This is a genomic window from Variovorax sp. 01N425 (assembly GCF_056399465.1).
This window is the reverse complement of record NZ_JBFTRJ010000010.1, coordinates 150,369-167,749: the sequence shown is the minus strand read 5'-3', so window position 1 is coordinate 167,749 and position 17,381 is coordinate 150,369. Positions and strand designations below refer to the sequence as shown.

Genomic DNA, 17,381 nt, shown 5'->3' with positions numbered 1-17,381 from the left:
TGGTCTTTTTGTTCCGTAGCCTCGACCGTGGCGTGCCGGGCGGCGGCGCCGCGTAGGAGATTTTCCTGTTCGCATAGCAGCATGGGCCCAGCGCGCCGGCCGGAGGCCGTACTGGCCGGAACCTCGCGGGCTGTGGCAAGCTCCGAGGCGTATGCAAATCCGCTCCCTGCCCTTCACCACCTCCCGCCGCTGGATGCTGCGCGCGCTGTGCGGCGCCGCGGCCCTGCAAGTGCCGCTTGCCGCGCTGGCCGGCTTCAACTTCTTCACCAGCGAATACACCGCCACGCGCGACGAACTGCAGGCGCAGATCGCCAAGCGCTTTCCGGTGGCCGAGCGCTATGCCGAGATCTTCATGGTCGGGCTGCGCGACCCGCAGCTGGGCCTGGACGCACGCGGCAACCGCGCGGCCATCACGGCCACGCTGACCATTGCCAGCCCCCTGCTGGCCGCCTCGCCGGTACAGGGCGTGGTCTCGGTCAGCAGCGCGCTGCGCTACGACGCCGCGGCGCGCGCGCTGCGCCTGGACCATCCCAAGGCCGAGCGCCTCGAGCTGCAGGGCGTGCAGGGCCGCGATGCGGAACGCCTGCAGCAGGTGGGCGCGGTGGTGGCGCAGGAGCTGCTGCAGGGGCAGGTGCTGCGCAGCTTCACGGCCGAAGAACTCACGGTGGGGCGCAAGACCTACGAGATCGGCGACATCACGGTGCAGGACGACGGCATCAAGGTGCAGCTGAAATGAAATACCCACTGCTTGCCGCCGCGTTGCTCGTTGCGGGCTGCGCGGCCATTCTCCCCACGGCAAAGCAGCACTTCGACCTGCAGGCGCATCGCGGCGGGCGCGGGCTCGCACCCGAGAACACGCTGGCCGCGTTCTCGAACGCGATCGACCTGGGCGTGAACACGCTTGAACTCGACATCGGGCTCACGGCCGACAGCGTGGTCGTGATCTCGCACGACACCGCGCTCAATGCCGACCACACGCGCGACGCGAACGGTGCGTGGCTCGCATCGAAGACCGGCCCCACCGTCCGCTCCCTGACGCTGGCCCAGCTTCAGAGCTACGACGTCGGCCGGCTGAATCCCGCGAGCAACTACGGCAAGCAGTTCGCGCTGCAGCTGCCGCGCGACGGCGAGCGCATTCCGACCCTGGCCGCGCTGTTCGACCATGTGCGGGCACGCGGCGCCGCGGCGGCCACGGTGCGCTTCAACATCGAGACCAAGATCGACCCCACCAAGCCCGACGAAACCGCCGCGCCCGAGCCGATGGTGCGCGCCCTGCTCGCCGAGATCGACAAGGCGCAGATGGGCGGCCGGGTGACCGTCCAGAGCTTCGACTGGCGCACGCTTGCGCTGGTCGGCCAGCTTGCGCCGCAATTGCCGCGGGCCTACCTGAGCTCCGCGCGCACGCTCAAGGACAGCCGCTGGACGGCCGGCCTCGACGCGGCGCAGTTCGCGTCGACGCCGCAGCTGGTCAAGGCCGCGGCCGGCACGGCGGGCGGGCCCGTCATCTGGTCGCCGGCCTACAACGACCTGACACGGCCCGCCATCAAGGAAGCGCAAGGCCTCGGCCTCAAGGTGCTGCCCTGGACCGTGAACCAGCGCGCCGACATGCTGCGGCTGATGGACTGGGGCGCGGACGGCCTCATCACCGACTACCCCGACGTGCTGCGCGACCTGATGCGCGAACGCGGCCTCTCGCTGCCGCCACCCGGAAAGGCTTCGCCATGAACACCGCCGCACGGCAACTCGAAACCATCGGCGGCGGCATCGCGGCGCTGCAAGGCGGCGGCGGATCGGTCGCCACACTTTCGAACGAGGCGCGTGCGAGCAGCGAACTGCTCGCGGCCCTGCCGCCGCGCTATGGCGAGGTGCTGCTGAACCTGCTCGACCGGCTCGAATCGAGCGCGCTGTTCAGCGAGGAGAGCTGCTCCTTCAGCCAGAAAGACCTGCTCGACAACCTGCAGGCGTGGGCCGACAAGGCCCGCGCGCAGCTGCCGTCCTGAGGAGAAACAAGCCATGCAAAGACGCACCCTTCTTCTGCGCGCCGCCCCGCTGCTCGCGCTCGCATCCATGGCGGCATGGCCGTTGGCCGCATCGGCCGCCGCACCGATGGTCGAGATCTGGAAGGACCCGAACTGCGGGTGCTGCCAGGACTGGGTCAAGCACCTCGAGGCGAACGGCTTCGCTACCCGCGTGCACGATGCTGGCAACAGCGCCGCGCGCACGCGGCTCGGCATTCCCGCCGCGCTGGGCTCGTGCCACACCGGCCTGGTCGGCGGCTATGCGCTCGAAGGCCACGTGCCCGCGCGCGAGGTGCACAGGCTGCTGCGCGAAAAGCCCAAGGCCATCGGCCTCGCCGTCCCTGGCATGCCGGTCGGATCGCCGGGCATGGACGGCGCCGCCTATGGCGATCGGCGCGATCCCTACGATGTGCTGCTGGTGCTGGCCGATGGCGGCAGCCGCGTCTACCAGGGCTACCGCTGAGGAAGACCGCGCCGCGCGTCAGCCGAAGCGGGCGGGATCGAAAGGCGCCAGCGCCGTCTCGGGCGCGGTGCCCGCGAGCAATTGCGCCGCGAGCCTGCCGGTGCGCGCCGAACCGCACAGGCCCACGTGCCCATGCCCGAAGGCCAGCACGATGTCCGCACTGGCCGCGGACGCGCCGATGCAGGGCAGCCCATCGGGCAGGCTGGGCCGGTGGCCGAGCCAGTGCTTCACGGCCACCGCCTGCGGCGGCTGGGCGGCAAGCGCCGGAAACATCGACAGCAGGTGCCGGTGCAGGATCTCCGCGCGCCGCCAGTCCGGCGGGGCATCGAGCCCGCCGATCTCGACCTGGCCAGCCGCGCGCAGGCCGCCGTCCATCCAGTGCGCGATGAGCTTGCCATCGGCCACCATCGTCGGCGTGCGCGGCCCCACCGAAGCGCCTTCGACGACCACGTGGTATCCGCGCTCGGATTCGAGCGGCACCGGCGATCCGGCCGCCGCGGCCAGCGGGCCCGAGCTCGCACCGGCGCAGATGGCGGCGGCGTCGCAGGCGATCTCGCCCGCATCGGTGCGCACCGCGCGCAGCCGCCCGCCCTCGATGCGAAAGCCGGTGGCGCGTGCCGCCACGCGCTGCGCGCCGGCCTCCTGCACATGCCGCGCGAGCGCCGCCACATAGGCACCGGGATTGCGGCAGTGCCCCGCTTCGGGCACGAAGATGCCGAGCGTGTAGCGCGCGTCCAGGTCGGGCTCGCGCCGGCGCAGTTCGGCCGCCGGCCATTCCTCCCAGTGCACGCCGGTGCGCCCGCGCACGCGCCAGCCGAGCGCGTCGCCCTCGAATTCCTCGCGCGACCGGTAGGCATGCAGCAGGCCGCGCCGCTCGATGAGCTGCGGCACGCCGGCCTCGGCGGCGAGCCGGGCATGCAGCGCCGGCGCATCGGCCAGCAGCGTGCGCAGTGCGTCGGCCGTGCGCTGCACGCGCGCCTCGGTCCAGCCCGAGGCCAGGTAGCGCAGCAGCCAGGGCAAGGCCCGCGGCAGGTGGCGCCAGCGCAGCGCGAGCGGCCCCAGCGGATCGGCCAGCCAGCCCGGCACCTTGCGCCAGGCGCCGGGCAGCGCGGGCGGCACCACGGAATGCGACGAGAGCCAACCCGCATTGCCGTAGCTCGTGGCCTGCGGGCCACCTGGTTCGCCGGGCTCCACCACCGTCACGCGCAGGCCGGCGCGCAGGGCCTCGAAGGCGGTCGCGCTGCCCACGGCGCCTGCGCCGATCACGGCCACGTGGCGTCCCGCGCCCTCGCCGGAGAAACTTCTTGCAACTGTCATGGGGGCCTATCGTAGAGGGGCGGTCCCATAATCGGCCGCCATGCCTGCTCCGTCATCCGCTTTGTCCCCTTCCGCTGCTTCGTCTGCCGGCGCCATCACCGATGTGGCCGGCATCGAAGTCGGCCATTTCTCCGATACGCGCCGGCCCACCGGCTGCACCGTGATCCTCGCGCGCGAGGGCGCGGTGGCCGGCGTCGACGTGCGCGGCGCCGCGCCGGGCACGCGCGAGACCGACCTGCTCTCGCCCGGCAACCTGGTGCAGCAGGTGCACGGCGTGATGCTCGCGGGCGGCAGCGCCTGGGGCCTGGCCGCGGCCGAAGGCGCGATGCGCTGGCTCGAGGAGCGCAACGTCGGCATGGACGTGCGCTTCGGCACCCTGCCCATCGTGCCGGCCGCCGTGCTGTTCGACCTGCCCATGGGCGATGCGCGCATCCGCCCCGACGCCGCCGCCGGCTATGCGGCCTGCGAAGCTGCCACCCGCGATGCGCCGGAAGAAGGCAACGTGGGCGCCGGCAGCGGTGCGCTCGTGGGCAAGCTCTTCGGCGTGCACCGCGCGATGAAGGGCGGCATCGGCACCGCCTCGGTCACCGTGGGCGGCGTGACGGTGGGCGCGCTGATCGCGGTCAACGCGCTGGGCGACGTGATCGACCCCGACACCGCGCAGCCGGTGGCCGGCGCGCGCACCGAGGACGGCCGCGCGCTGCTCGACACCCGCCGCGCGCTCTTGCGCGGCGAGCTGCCCAAGCCCCTGCTCGCGGGCACCAACACCACGCTCGGCGTGATCGCGACCGACGCGGTGCTGACGAAGGTGCAGGCCAACCGCCTTGCGAGCGTGGCGCACGACGGCCTGGCGCGCGCCATCAACCCGGTGCACACCATGAGCGACGGCGACACGCTGTTTGCGCTGGCCACCGGCCGCATTCCGCTCGAAGGCCCCGGTGCCGAATCCCGCCCCGGCATGACCGTGCTCGGCACCATGGCGGCCGAAGCGGTGGCGCGCGCCACCCTGCGCGCGGTGCTGGCGGCGCGCTCCGTGACCGTTGGCGAGCTGCACGTGCCGTGCGCGGCCGATCTCGCCGCAACGAAAGGTTGAGTACCCCATGGCCATGCCCAAGACACTGAAGCTGATCCTGCTGTCGATCCGCGACCTGATCGCCTCGGCCGGTCCCGTCGTGTTCCTCGTGATCGGCCTCCTGATTGCCGCCTACTGGTGGCTGCAGCCGCAGCCGCCCAAGCATGTGACGCTGGCGACCGGCCCCACCGGCAGCGCCTATTCGCAGTTCGGCAAGCGCTATGCCGAGCTGCTCAAGAGCAGCGGCATCGAGGTGGAGCTCAAGGCCACCACGGGCTCTTCCGAAAACCTCGAACTGCTGCGCAGCGGCGGCGCCGACGTGGGCTTCGTGCGCGGCGGCAGCGCCGACCCCGTAGCCGACGAGGAAGCCGGCCTCACCTCGCTCGGCAGCCTGTTCTTCGAGCCGATCTGGCTCTTCTACCGCGCCGACAGCGCGCAGAAGATCGACCGCAAGACGGCCACGCTGACCTCGCTCGCCCAGCTGCGTGGCCTGCGCGTGAACGTCGACCTGGCGGGCAGCGGCCTGCCCGAGATCATGGAAAGGCTCTTCAAGGCCAACCACCTCGAGCCCGATGCGCTGCTGCTTTCCAACCTCGAACAGGCGGCCGCGGCCGAAGCGCTGCAGGCCGGCCTGCTCGATGCCATCGTGCTGGCCTCGGCGCCGCAGTCGCCGCAGGTGCAGCGGCTGCTGCGCGCGCCCGACATCAAGCTCATGGACTTCGGCCAGGCCGATGCGTACACGCGGCGTTTTCCGTTTCTCTCGGCGGTGACGCTGCCGCGCGGCGTGGTCGACCTGTCGAAAGACCTGCCGCCCACGGACGTTTCGCTGCTCGCGGCCACCACCTCGCTGCTTTCGCGCGACAAGACCCACTCCGCGCTGCGCCAGCTCTTCGCAGAGGCCGCGCAGAGCGTGCACAGCGACGCCGGCTGGTTCAACCGCGCACGCGACTTTCCCAACACGCGCACCAGCGAACTGCCCGTGAGCCCCGAGGGCGACCGCGCCATCAACGGCACGCCGCCGTTCTGGCAGCGCTACCTGCCGTTCTGGGCCAGCAACCTGATCGAGCGCATGTGGCTGGTGCTCGGCGGCCTGCTGGTGCTGATGCTGCCGCTGAGCCGCTTGGTGCCGCCGCTCTACCAGTTCCGCGTGCGCCGCCGCGTGTTCCGCTGGTATGCGCGGCTGCGCGACATCGAGGCCAAGGTCGATGCGCGCCAGGGCGGGCGCGACGAACTGCTCGACGAACTCGAGGAGCTCGACCGCGTGGTCAACAAGGTGGCCGTTCCGCTGTCGTATGCCGACGAGCTCTATGCGCTGCGCAACAACATCCACACGGTGCAAAGGCGCGTGCAGATGCGCTGGCCGCAGCCCGGCGATTTCGCGCCCCGCACACCGCCGACCGAAGAAGCCGCAAAAAGCGCTTGACTTGGAGCGCGCTCCAACTTCGAGAATTCCCGCCATGGAAGTCCACCTGACCATTGCGGAAGTCGCGCGGCGCACCGGCCTCACGGCCGACACGCTGCGCTACTACGAACGCATCGGACTGATCGCCGCGGTGCCCCGTGCACCGGGTGGCCAGCGCCGCTACGCGAGCGCCGACCTGGACTGGCTGGCCTTCCTGTTGCGCCTGCGCGAGACCGGCATGCCCATCCAGGGCATGCAGGCCTTCGCCAGGCTTCGAAGCCAGGGGGACGCCAGTGTCGGGGAGCGGCGCCAGATGCTCGAACAGCATCTTGCCGAAGTCCAGGCCAAGGTGGCGGCGCTGCAGCAATCCATGCAGGCGCTGTCGCTGAAGATCGCGCACTACCGCGCTATCGACAGGAAGCGTCCCTCGTCAACGGGCACAGCCCCCGAAGGAAAGACGAGCGATGACCAACGCACAAGCAAGCCACAACGGCAACGACAACAACCTGCGCTACGAGCGCGGACTCGCCAGACTCCAGCAGATCGACGGTGAAGGCGGCGTCAAGGTCGTCGAGAGCCTGGCCGGCATCGCACCCGACTTCGCACGCCTCCTGATCGAGTTTCCGTTCGGCGACATCTACTCGCGCCCCGGCCTCGACCTGCGTTCGCGCGAGATCGCGGTGGTGGCCGCGCTCACCGCCATGGGCAATGCCGCGCCGCAGCTCAAGGTGCACATCCAGGGCGCGCTCAACGTGGGCGTCACGCGCACCGAGGTCGTCGAGACCATCATGCAGATGGCGGTGTACGCGGGCTTTCCGGCCGCGCTCAACGGCCTGGCGGCGGCGCGCGAGGTGTTTGCGGCGGACGATGAAAAAAGCGCGCAGCCCCTTGCGGAACCGCGCGCTCTTGTCGAAGCACCCTGAGGCTTACTTGAGTGCCTTGTAGCGCATGCGCTTGGGCTTGGCACCTTCTTCGCCCAGGCGCTTCTTCTTGTCGGCTTCGTACTCCTGGTAGTTGCCGTCGAAGAAGGTCCACTGGCTGTCGCCTTCGGCCGCGAGGATGTGGGTGGCGATGCGGTCGAGGAACCAGCGGTCGTGGCTGATGACCATCACGGTGCCGGCAAACTCGAGCAGCGCGTCTTCGAGCGCGCGCAGCGTTTCCACGTCCAGGTCGTTCGACGGTTCGTCCAGCAGCAGCACGTTGCCGCCCGCGATCAGTGTCTTGGCCAGGTGCAGCCGGCCGCGCTCGCCGCCCGACAGCGTGCCGACCTTCTTCTGCTGGTCGGCGCCGTTGAAGTTGAAGCGGCCCGCATAGGCGCGGCTCGCCATCTGGAACTTGCCGACGTTGATGATGTCCAGCCCGTTCGAGATGTCTTCCCACACGGTCTTGTTGTTGGCGAGTTCGTCGCGGTGCTGGTCGACAAAGGCCATCTTCACGGTCTGGCCGATGACGACCTCGCCCGAATCCGGCTTTTCCTTGCCCGCGAGCAGCTTGAAGAGCGTCGACTTGCCGGCGCCGTTCGGGCCGATGATGCCGACGATCGCGCCCGGCGGCACGGTGAAGCTCAGGTTGTCGATCAGCATGCGGTCGCCGAAGGACTTGCTGACGTTGTGGAACTCGAACACCTGCTGGCCCAGCCGCTCCGCCACAGGAATGAAGATTTCCTGCGTCTCGTTGCGCTTCTGGTATTCCATGTCGCTCAGCTCTTCGAAGCGGGCGAGGCGCGACTTGCTCTTGGCCTGGCGTGCCTTCGGGTTCTGGCGCGACCACTCCAGTTCCTTCTTCAGCGCCTTGGCGTGGGCTTCTTCGCTCTTTTGCTCCTGCGCCAGGCGTTCGCCCTTCTGCTCGAGCCAGGTGCTGTAGTTGCCCTTCCAGGGAATGCCGCGGCCGCGGTCCATTTCCAGGATCCACTCGGCCGCGTTGTCCAGGAAGTAGCGATCGTGGGTGATGGCCACCACGGTGCCCGTGAAGCGCTGCAGGAACACTTCGAGCCACTCCACCGATTCGGCGTCCAGGTGGTTGGTGGGTTCGTCGAGCAGCAGCATGTCGGGCTTGGACAGCAGCAGGCGGCACAGCGCCACGCGCCGCTTCTCGCCGCCTGACAGCAGGCCGATCTTCGCGTCCCATGGCGGCAAGCGCAGGGCATCGGCGGCGATCTCCAGCTGGTGCTCGGAATCGGTGCCGGCGGTGGCGATGATGGCTTCGAGCTGGGCCTGCTCGGCCGCCAGCGCGTCGAAGTCGGCGTCTTCGGCGCCATAGGCGATGTACACCTCTTCGAGGCGCGCCTTGGCCGCAAACACCGCGCCCATGGACTCTTCGACCGATTCGCGCACCGTGTGCTCGGGATCGAGCTTGGGTTCCTGCTCCAGGTAGCCGATCGTCATGCCCGGCATGGGCAGCGCCTCGCCCTCGAACTCCTTGTCCACACCCGCCATGATCTTGAGCAGCGTGGACTTGCCCGAACCGTTCAGGCCGAGCACGCCGATCTTGGCGCCGGGGAAGAAAGAGAGCGAAATGTCTTTCAAGAGCTGCCGCTTGGGCGGCACGGTCTTGCTGACGCGGTTCATCGAATAGACGTATTGAGCCATCTGTGGATAGTTACCTTGGGTAGCGGAAATTGGGGAAAAAGTGCGGGCGCCCGAAGAAGCTTTCGGACGCGGCAAACCATGGATTATCGACTCATGCGACAATACACACCGTTGCCGGGTCCAGTTGCCCGCAACACCGGCTCTCTGCCGGGGACGAAGAAAGCGCCTTTCAACCCTCTTGCGAGGGCGGACTTTCCGGCTCCCACCCCTGACCTTCATCAGCCTTGACTGGCTCGGCGTCACACAAGACGCCAAGCGGGCCGATGCCACTGCGCCGTGTATGGCGCTTATTGTTTCCAATGAATTTTGACGAACTGAAGCTGGCTCCCGCCATCTTGAAGGCTGTGCACGAGCACGGTTACGACACCCCCACCCCCATCCAGGCGCAAGCCATTCCCGCGGTCCTCGAAGGCCACGACCTGCTGGGCGGCGCCCAGACCGGCACCGGCAAGACCGCTGCCTTCACGCTGCCCATGCTGCACAAGCTCAGCACGGGCGCGAGCGCCACCAACAAGTTCGGCGGCATCGGCATCCGTGCGCTGGTGCTCACGCCCACGCGCGAACTCGCGGCCCAGGTCGAGGAGTCGGTGCGCACCTACGGCAAGTACCTGGAGCTCGACTCCACCGTGATCTTCGGCGGCGTGGGCATGAACCCGCAGATCAGCAAGCTCAAGAAGGGCGTCGACATCCTCGTGGCCACCCCCGGCCGCCTGCTCGACCTGCAGCAGCAGGGCATGCTCGACCTGAGCCAGGTCCAGATGCTGATCCTCGACGAAGCCGACCGCATGCTCGACATGGGCTTCATCCATGACGTGAAGAAGATCCTGGCCCTGGTGCCCAAGGAAAAGCAGAGCCTGCTGTTCTCGGCCACCTTCAGCGACGAGATCCGCGACCTGGCCGCCACGCTGCTCAAGAACCCGCAGAGCATCCAGGTGACGCCGCGCAACACCACCGTGCAGCGCATCACGCAGGTGATCCACCCGGTGGGCCGCGGCAAGAAGAAGGCGCTGCTCGCGCACATCATCAACGAGAACAAGTGGAGCCAGGTGCTCGTGTTCACGCGCACCAAGTTCGGCGCCAACAGCGTGGCCGAATTCCTCACCAAGAACGGCATCGAGGCGATGGCGCTGCACGGCAACAAGAGCCAGAGCGCCCGCACCCAGGCGCTGGCCGGCTTCAAGAGCGGCGACATCCGCGCGCTGGTGGCCACCGACATTGCGGCCCGCGGCATCGACATCGACGAGCTGCCGCACGTCGTGAACTACGAGATCCCGAACGTCAGCGAAGACTACGTGCACCGCATCGGCCGCACCGGCCGCGCCGGTTCGAGCGGCGAGGCCGTGAGCTTCGTCTGCATGGACGAAGAAGGCTTCATGCAGGAAATCGAACGCTTCACCAAGCAGACGATTCCGGTGCAGTTCGTCGAAGGCTTCGGCCCCGAGGAAGGCGAACGCGCCGAACCGATCGCCATGGGTCGCCAGACGATCTGGGGCGGCGCCGGCCGTCCGCCGAGCCGCGACGTGATGCAGGCGGCCGCCAAGGCTGCCCGCACCGAGATGCTGCAGCGCATCCGCGAGAACAAGGCCGGCCAGGGCGGCGGCGAGCGCGCCGGCGGTGGTGGTGGCGGCAACGGCGGCGGGCAACGCCGCGGTGGCGGCCAGGGCGGCGGCGGCCAGGGCCGCAATGCCAATGGCGGCGGCCAGGGGCAAGGCCAGGGCCCGCGCGGCCAGGGCGCCCGCCCGGCACAAGGCCGCGGACCGCAAGGCCCGGCACGCGCGCCGCACCATGCGCCGCAGAACCATCTGCCGCATGACGAGCGCCAACCGCGCCATCACGGCAACAGCCACAGCCCGACCCAGGCCAACCAGGTCGCGCACCTGCGCGCCGAAGCGGTCGCCGGCGGCGACGGCCAGCCGGATCCGCTGCGCACCAGCGTCGACCACATGGGTGGCGGCCGCGGTCGCGGCCGTCCAGGCGGCGGCGGTGGCGGCTACGGCGGCAACCGTTCGGGCGGCGGTGGCCGTTCGGGTGGCGGCGGCTACGGCGGCGGTGGCGGTGGCAACCGCTCCGGCAGCGGCGGCGGACGCTCGTTCGGGCGCTGATCGGCGCAGCGCGTAGAAGCAACATCTACCCCGTAACAAGGACAAAGGGCACTTCGGTGCCCTTTGTCTTTTGCGCCGCCGGTATGGCCTCTCCCGCGCGCCGGCCGCAGCGGACACAATCGCGTGCCATGCAAGACATCCCGCCCAACTACGCCACGCTCTTCGTCGCCACCTGCAACCTGCTGAATCTCGCGAACCCGCACCGGGTGTACTACGAGAACCAGGACGCCTACGACGAGCGCGAATACGAACGCAAGATCGCCTGGACCGGCGAGCGCTTCCACGCGCTCAATGCCGATGTGCTCGCGGTGCAGGAGGTCTGGGACGAGAGCGCGCTGAAGGCCGCCATTGCGCGCAGCGGCCTGCGCTACGACTTCGTCTCGGTCCCCGGCGCGGAGAACACGCCGCCGCCCGCGAGCCCGCCGGGCACGCCTGCACGGCCGGGCGCGCAGGGCACGCCTCGGGTCGGCATTGCCACGCGGCTGCAGGTGGACGAGGTCCGGTCCTTCGTCGACTTTCCGCCCGGCTTCGGGGTCGAGGTGCCGGGCCTGGGCCCGCACACGCGCTTCGAGCGCCCGCCCCTTCTGGCCACGCTGCGCATGAAGCACGGGCAGCAGGTGCACGTGCTCACGGTGCACCTCAAGTCCAAGCGGCCGAAGTTCCTGCAGGACGCGCAGGGCCATGCCCTGGAAGACCGGGAGGACCGCAAGGTCGGCGTGATGGCTTCGCTGCGCTCGCTGGTCATGCGCGGCGTCGAGGCGGCGGCTCTGCGCTGCATCGTGATCGACCTGCTGCAGGGCACCAACACGCCGCTGGTGGTAATGGGCGACTTCAACGACGACCCGCACAGCGTCACCACGCAGCTGGTGGCCGCCACCTCCGAGGTGGCCTACGACAAGGCCGCGCGCGACGTGGCGCTGTTCAACGCCTACGAGATGCAGGGCGAATCGGCACTCAAGAAGGACGTGGCCTATTCGCACATCCACCAGGGCTTTCCGGCCGTGCTCGACCAGATCTTCGTGAGCGAGGAGTTCGTTGCGACGAGCCGGCGCAGCCTGGGCGACGTGCGCCGGGTCGACTACTTCAACGACCACCTGCACGAAGGCCGGGACCGCTCGCGCTCGGACCACGGCTTCGTGCGCGCGCTGCTGCGGCTGCGCACCGACTGAGCCGAAAGCTCAGGGCATGCGCCGGCCGCTCTGGCGGTCGAACAGGTGCACGCGGTTGGCATCGATCGCCAGGCCCACGGTCTGGTCGGGCTGCGCGTCGACGCGGCCATGCACCGCGAGCACCAGCTTGGCTTCGCCGACCTGTACCAGCAGTTCGGTTTCGGCGCCCGTGGGCTCGACCACGATCACCTGCGCATCGACGCCGCTGCCGCCGCCCAGCGTGATGTCGCCGGGGCGGATGCCGTAGTGCACCGGCTGGCCATCGGGCGCCGAGGTGCCCGGCGGCACGGGCCAGCGTGCGCCATGTGCCTCGACATGGCATTCGCCGCCCGAGCGCCGCACCGTGCCCTCGATCACGTTCATCGACGGCGAGCCGATGAACTGCGCGACGAACAGGTTGTCGGGGCGGTCGTACAGGTCGAGCGGCGTGCCGATCTGCTCGACGATGCCGTCGTGCATCACCACGATGCGGTCGGCCATGGTCATGGCTTCGATCTGGTCGTGCGTCACGTAGACGGTGGTGGTCTTCAGGCGCTGGTGCAGCGCCTTGATCTCGGCACGCATGGCCACGCGCAGCTTGGCGTCGAGGTTGGAGAGCGGCTCGTCGAACAGGAACACCTTGGGGTCGCGCACGATGGCGCGCCCCATGGCCACGCGCTGGCGCTGGCCGCCCGACAGCTCGCGCGGATAGCGCCCGAGCAGTGCATCGAGGTTGAGGATCTTCGCGGCGCGCGCCACGCGCTCGTCGGTCACCGACCTCTCGGCATTGCGCAGCCTCAGGCTGAAGCCCATGTTCTCGCCGACCGTCATGTGCGGATAGAGCGCGTAGCTCTGGAACACCATGGCGATGTCGCGGTCCTTGGACTCGAGGTCGTTGACCACGCGGCTGTCGATCATGATCTCGCCGCCGCTGATGTCCTCCAGGCCCGCGAGCATGCGCAGCAAGGTCGACTTGCCGCAGCCCGAGGGCCCGACCAGCACCACGAACTCGCCGTCGGTGATGTCGAAGCTCAGGCCCTGGATGATCTGGACCTTGCCGAAGGATTTCTGGATATTGCGAAAGGATACGGATGCCATTTTTATTCCCAGGGTTCGCTCAGCTCTTGACGGCGCCTGCAGTGAGGCCGCCCACCATGTAGCGCTTGAAGGCGTAGTAGATCGCCGCGGGCGGCAATGCATAGATGAGGCCGGTGGCCATCAGCAGCTCCCACGGCGAATCGTCGGCCGAAAGGAAGTTGCCGAGCGCCACCGCCAAGGTCACGCTCCTGTCGTTCGACAGCAGCAGGAAGGCGTAGAGGTATTCGTTCCATGCCAGCAGCAGCGAATAGGTGCCCACCGCCACCAGCGACGGCACCATCAGCGGCAGGTACACCAGGCGGAACAGCTGCAGCGGCGAGGCGCCGTCCATGCGCGCGGCCTCGTCGAGCTCGTAGGGCAGCTTGTCGGAGGCCTGCTTGAGCACCCAGATGCAGTACGGCGAGGCGATGGTCACCATGGCAAGGATCAGCGCCCACTGGCTGTTGAGCAGGCCGTAGTTGCCCATGGTCTTGTACATGGGCACGGCAAGAAAGGCCGCGGGAATGAAGTAGGTGAAGAGCGCCAGGTTCATCACCGTGCGCCCGCCGCGCACGCGCAGCCGGCTGATCGCGAACGCGGCCGTGGTTGCGACGAACAGCGTGAGCGCCCCGACCGACAGTGCGATCAGCAGCGAGTTCCCCAGCTGCAGCCAGAAGTGGTCCAGGTAGAAGTGCTTCTGCTGGAACACGATGCGGAAGTTGTCCAGCGTCGGGTTCTTGGGCCACAGGTGGCCCGAGGTCGCGGAGTCCTTGGAGGAGATCGCGAACAGCACCATGTGGTAGACCGGAATCAGCGTCCAGAGCAGCACCGGAATGCCGATCAGCAGCAGCTTGGCCTCGGTCGCTATGGCCTTGGGGGTCCAGCGTTTCATATCGTCCTCCGACGAGCCGCCTCTAGGAGGGCGAGCGCCCCCCCGGGGGGCAGCGAACACACGAAGTGGTGAGCGTGGGGGCTCATTTCGAGAGCCTTTTCATCATGAAGTAGACGAGTGGCAGGACGAGCGGCAGCGCCACCACGATCGATGCCATCGACAGGTCGACCTGGTCCAGCCGCAGATAGCGGATGCCCAAGGTTGCGAGCACGTGCGTCAGGTCGGCAGGTCCGCCGCCGGTCAGCAGGTAGACGCTGTTGAAGTCGCCCAGCGTCCAGATCATCGAAAGAATGAGGGACGTGACGTAGAGCGTCTTCAGCGCGGGCCAGCTCACGAAGCGGAACTTCTGCCACGTCGAGGCGCCGTCGACCGAAGCGGCTTCATACTGTTCGGCAGGAATGGCCAGCCGCCCTGCCACCAGGATCAGCGTCCAGAACGGCAGCGACTTCCATACGTGCACCACCATCGCCAGGGCCAGTGCCAGCGAAGGATCGTTGAGCCAGTTGGGACCATCCGCGCCGGTGAGGCGGAAGATGGTGCTGTTGATCACGCCCCACTCGGGGTTGAGCATGAAGCGGACCGACAGGATGGTGGGAATGGAGGGCATCGCCCATGGCAGGATGAAGACCGCCGAGACGATCTTGATCCACCAGCGCGATGTCACGAAGAAGCCCGAAAGCACCAGGGCCACGAGCATCTTGATGTTGATCGCCACGACCAGGAAGATGGCCGTGTTGATCACCGAGCGGAAGAAGATCGGGTCTTCGACCAGCTTGACGTAACTTTGCGGATGGCGCGCGAGCCACAGCCCGTACCCCACCGGATAGAGCACGAACACCACGAACACCAGCAGGTAGGGCACGACCATGACCGCGCCCCAGAACTGCCAGCGCGCGTGCCGCGCCCCGAGATTGACAACAGGCGCCAGGGATGGCGCGGCGGTGGCAGTGGAGCTCATGCGAGTCGGCCCGGTGAAGGTGTTTTGGGGATGCGGCTTACTGCGCCGCGACCGTCTTGATGCGCGCGATCAGCTCGTCGACCGCCTTGTCCACCGGCACCTTGTCGGTGACGACGCGGCTCATGGCCTTGGCCCAGACGTTCTCGTTGTTGAGCACGGTGAACTTGTAGTTCTTGGTGAACTCGAAGGTCACGGTGCCGGCGGCGTACTGGTTGAACACCGACAGGCGATGGCGGTCGGCCTTCCAGAACGGGCTCGCCTGCGCGGCCTTGGTCACCGGGAACCAGCGGCCGAGCGAACCCTCGACGTACGGCGTGAGGTTCTCTTCCTGCATGAGGAAGGCAACGAACTCCTTGGCGCGCGCCTTGTTCTTGGCGTCCTTGAACACCACGCCGGTCTTCACCGCGGAGCGGTAGACCATCTTGCTGCCGTCAGGCTTGTTCGGAAAGCCCGCCGTGTGGATGCGCTCGGTGTAGTTCTTGCGCGCTTCCTCGCGCTGCTCGGGCGTGAGCGAGGCGTTGTTCGAATCGTCGAGCCACTTGGCGGCAATGGAGATGGTCGCGTTGTGCGTCATCACGGTCGTCTTGTTGTGGAAGGCGACGTTGTTGTCCGGGTCCTTCCAGCTGGTCGACGAGGGCGGCGTGCAGCCCTTCGTGTAGGGCGTGGTGTAGTCGGTCAAGGCGCTGATCAGGCCGGCGCGCACCTTGGGGTCGTCCACCAGCAGCTTGCCGCTGTCGTCCACCAGCTTGACGTTGTAGGCGTCCATGAAGGTCAGGAACGAATAGAAGGAGTCGCTCGAATCCACGCCCATCGGCATGCCGATGCCGAAGGTGCGCTTGCCGGTCTGCTTGCGGCTGCCGGACTGCACCTTCTCGCACCAGAACGACCAGTAGTCCTTCCAGGCGGTGGGGATGTCGGACTCCTTGAACCCGGCCTCGTTGAGCATGTCGTTCCAGTACTCGATATGCATCGTCTGCTGCTTGATCGGGAACGCGTAGTAGGCCTTCTTCTTGGTCTGGTCGTTGTAGAGGAAGGCGGTCTCGAGCGTGTTGGGCGCGAAGCGGTCCTTCATGGGCGCGAGCACGCTGCCGATGTCCTCGAGCTTGCCGTCGTAGGCCCACTTGCCCGTGACCTGGAAGTCGTACACGTCGGCATACGCCACGTCGGGCGGGCTGCCGGAGTCGAGCGCGGACACGGTCTTGGGAATCATGTCCTGGATCGGGTACTGCGACAGCTCGATCTTCACGTCCTTGTTCTTGTCCTCGAACTTCTTGATGGCCGCAAACAACGCATCGTCCTCGGCCTTGTAGAAGCCCTTGACCCACCAGACGGTGAGCTTTTCCTGCGCGGCGGCGGGACCTGCCGACGCCAACAACCCCAGCGCGAACAACGTCGGCGCTATCAGCGACTTGACGACTTTCATGGTGTCTCCTTCTTTTTCGGTGGAAATGCTCGAACACGAGCGTGGGTGAAAAAATCTGTGGCAACCTGCACCGGCTCGCGCCTGGACCCGGGCTGCCCGGCTAGTGGGCCTTGAGCCGCGGCGGTGGGCGGCTGAGCCGCGGCAGCCGGCGGCGCGACGAGCCGAGCACGTCTTCGATGTCCTGCCGCGCGCCGTCGATGAGGCGGATGACCGCCTGCTCGGCCTTGGCCGGATCGTGCGCAATCACCGCGTCGAGCACCGCGCGATGCAGCGGCAGCGAAAGCGCGGGACCGTCGGGCTTGCTGGTCGATATCTCGAAACTGGTGCGAAGCAGTGCGTTGAGCGCCTTGCTCATCTGCGCGAGCATGCGGTTGCGCGCTGCGCTCAGGAGGCCGGTATGAAAGCGCAGGTCGAAGGTGACGTAGTCGCCGCCGTTCTCCACGGCTTCCTTCATGCCGGCGTAGGCGCGCTCTATTTCCTCGATGTCCTGCGGGCTGGCGCGCTCGGCCGCGAGCCGCACGGCCGCCGGCTCGACCACGCGCCGCAGGTCCTGCAGGTCGCGCAGGAACTCGGGCGTGAGCCCGGCACGCGACTGCCAGGTGATGACGTCAGGGTCGAACCAGTTCCACTTGTCCTGCGGCAGCACCCGCGTGCCCACCTTGGGGCCCGTCACGATCAGGCCCTTGGCCGCGAGCGACTTGATGGCTTCGCGCACCACGGTGCGGCTCACGCCGAGCTCCTCGCCCAGAATGGGTTCGGCCGGGATCGACGCACCGATCGCATAGCGGCCGGCCACGACAGCTTCGCCGAGCAGCTCGAGCGTGCGACCGTGGATGTTCTTGATCATGTGCGTGATGTGAAATTTGATATGCCGACACTCGAAAACACTAAGGGTCCGGCAAGCTCTTCGCACTTATCATA

17 protein-coding genes are annotated in these 17,381 nt (G+C 68.0%); 10 read left to right on the top strand and 7 right to left on the bottom strand.

Annotated elements, in window-relative coordinates:
- Window positions 1-151 precede the first annotated feature (151 nt).
- The 4 genes from AC1DSC_RS19430 to AC1DSC_RS19415 are packed head-to-tail and all read left to right on the top strand — an operon-like array spanning window position 152 to window position 2,481.
- Window positions 152-736, top strand: coding sequence for a YceB family lipoprotein (locus AC1DSC_RS19430; RefSeq protein WP_369663166.1), 585 nt, complete (start codon window positions 152-154; stop codon window positions 734-736).
- Entirely contained in the window at window positions 733-1,725 is a 993-nt protein-coding gene (locus AC1DSC_RS19425) for a glycerophosphodiester phosphodiesterase (RefSeq protein ID WP_369663167.1), read from the top strand. Before AC1DSC_RS19430 ends, AC1DSC_RS19425 begins: the two co-directional genes overlap by 4 nt.
- Window positions 1,722-2,000 (top strand): hypothetical protein, encoded by a 279-nt coding sequence (locus AC1DSC_RS19420; RefSeq protein ID WP_369663168.1) that lies wholly within the window; start codon window positions 1,722-1,724, stop codon window positions 1,998-2,000. The genes AC1DSC_RS19425 and AC1DSC_RS19420 overlap by 4 nt, the downstream gene beginning before the upstream one ends.
- 13 nt (window positions 2,001-2,013) lie before the next feature.
- On the top strand, window positions 2,014-2,481 hold the full coding sequence (locus tag AC1DSC_RS19415) for a DUF411 domain-containing protein (RefSeq protein WP_369663169.1): 468 nt from the start codon (window positions 2,014-2,016) through the stop codon (window positions 2,479-2,481).
- Window positions 2,482-2,499: 18 nt separating this feature from the next.
- Here the strand turns inward: AC1DSC_RS19415 and AC1DSC_RS19410 are convergent, their stop codons facing one another.
- Window positions 2,500-3,798: an NAD(P)/FAD-dependent oxidoreductase gene (locus AC1DSC_RS19410; RefSeq protein WP_369663170.1), complete on the bottom strand. Its 1,299-nt coding sequence runs from the start codon at window positions 3,796-3,798 to the stop codon at window positions 2,500-2,502.
- Window positions 3,799-3,838: 40 nt separating this feature from the next.
- Between AC1DSC_RS19410 and AC1DSC_RS19405 the strand changes: the two genes are divergently transcribed.
- Genes AC1DSC_RS19405 through AC1DSC_RS19390 form a run of 4 tightly spaced genes read left to right on the top strand, consistent with a single transcriptional unit; the run spans window position 3,839 to window position 7,195 of the window.
- Entirely contained in the window at window positions 3,839-4,891 is a 1,053-nt protein-coding gene (locus tag AC1DSC_RS19405) for a P1 family peptidase (protein ID WP_369663171.1), read from the top strand.
- A gap of 7 nt (window positions 4,892-4,898) precedes the next feature.
- The gene (locus AC1DSC_RS19400) at window positions 4,899-6,293 is read left to right on the top strand and encodes a TAXI family TRAP transporter solute-binding subunit (RefSeq protein ID WP_369663172.1); all 1,395 of its coding nucleotides are present in this window, start codon (window positions 4,899-4,901) and stop codon (window positions 6,291-6,293) included.
- A gap of 34 nt (window positions 6,294-6,327) precedes the next feature.
- Entirely contained in the window at window positions 6,328-6,825 is a 498-nt protein-coding gene (locus AC1DSC_RS19395; RefSeq protein ID WP_278880503.1) for a MerR family transcriptional regulator, read from the top strand.
- Complete coding sequence (locus tag AC1DSC_RS19390; protein ID WP_278880502.1) at window positions 6,737-7,195, top strand: carboxymuconolactone decarboxylase family protein; 459 nt, start codon at window positions 6,737-6,739, stop codon at window positions 7,193-7,195. The genes AC1DSC_RS19395 and AC1DSC_RS19390 overlap by 89 nt, the downstream gene beginning before the upstream one ends.
- A gap of 3 nt (window positions 7,196-7,198) precedes the next feature.
- Here AC1DSC_RS19390 and ettA read toward each other — a convergent pair whose 3' ends face one another.
- Window positions 7,199-8,860 carry an energy-dependent translational throttle protein EttA gene (ettA, locus tag AC1DSC_RS19385; protein WP_015866459.1) on the bottom strand — a complete coding sequence of 554 codons (1,662 nt, stop codon included), beginning with the start codon at window positions 8,858-8,860 and terminating at the stop codon, window positions 7,199-7,201.
- Window positions 8,861-9,159: 299 nt separating this feature from the next.
- Here ettA and AC1DSC_RS19380 point away from each other — a divergent pair, with 299 nt between their 5' ends.
- Together AC1DSC_RS19380 and AC1DSC_RS19375 are read left to right on the top strand one after the other, a co-directional pair.
- Window positions 9,160-10,962, top strand: a complete 1,803-nt coding sequence (locus tag AC1DSC_RS19380; RefSeq protein WP_369663173.1) for a DEAD/DEAH box helicase — start codon at window positions 9,160-9,162, stop codon at window positions 10,960-10,962.
- Window positions 10,963-11,090: 128 nt separating this feature from the next.
- Window positions 11,091-12,131, top strand: a complete 1,041-nt coding sequence (locus AC1DSC_RS19375) for an endonuclease/exonuclease/phosphatase family protein (RefSeq protein WP_062366225.1) — start codon at window positions 11,091-11,093, stop codon at window positions 12,129-12,131.
- A gap of 9 nt (window positions 12,132-12,140) precedes the next feature.
- Here AC1DSC_RS19375 and AC1DSC_RS19370 read toward each other — a convergent pair whose 3' ends face one another.
- The 5 genes from AC1DSC_RS19370 to AC1DSC_RS19350 form a co-directional block, all read right to left on the bottom strand.
- Window positions 12,141-13,208, bottom strand: coding sequence for an ABC transporter ATP-binding protein (locus AC1DSC_RS19370; RefSeq protein WP_369663174.1), 1,068 nt, complete (start codon window positions 13,206-13,208; stop codon window positions 12,141-12,143).
- A gap of 19 nt (window positions 13,209-13,227) precedes the next feature.
- The gene (locus AC1DSC_RS19365; RefSeq protein WP_015866463.1) at window positions 13,228-14,079 is read right to left on the bottom strand and encodes a carbohydrate ABC transporter permease; all 852 of its coding nucleotides are present in this window, start codon (window positions 14,077-14,079) and stop codon (window positions 13,228-13,230) included.
- An 82-nt stretch (window positions 14,080-14,161) separates the two neighbouring features.
- Window positions 14,162-15,037 carry a carbohydrate ABC transporter permease gene (locus AC1DSC_RS19360; protein WP_018905526.1) on the bottom strand — a complete coding sequence of 292 codons (876 nt, stop codon included), beginning with the start codon at window positions 15,035-15,037 and terminating at the stop codon, window positions 14,162-14,164.
- A gap of 37 nt (window positions 15,038-15,074) precedes the next feature.
- Complete coding sequence (locus AC1DSC_RS19355) at window positions 15,075-16,460, bottom strand: ABC transporter substrate-binding protein (RefSeq protein ID WP_018905525.1); 1,386 nt, start codon at window positions 16,458-16,460, stop codon at window positions 15,075-15,077.
- Between the two features lie 100 nt (window positions 16,461-16,560).
- The gene (locus AC1DSC_RS19350) at window positions 16,561-17,307 is read right to left on the bottom strand and encodes a FadR/GntR family transcriptional regulator (RefSeq protein ID WP_015866466.1); all 747 of its coding nucleotides are present in this window, start codon (window positions 17,305-17,307) and stop codon (window positions 16,561-16,563) included.
- Between the last annotated feature and the right edge of the window lie 74 nt (window positions 17,308-17,381).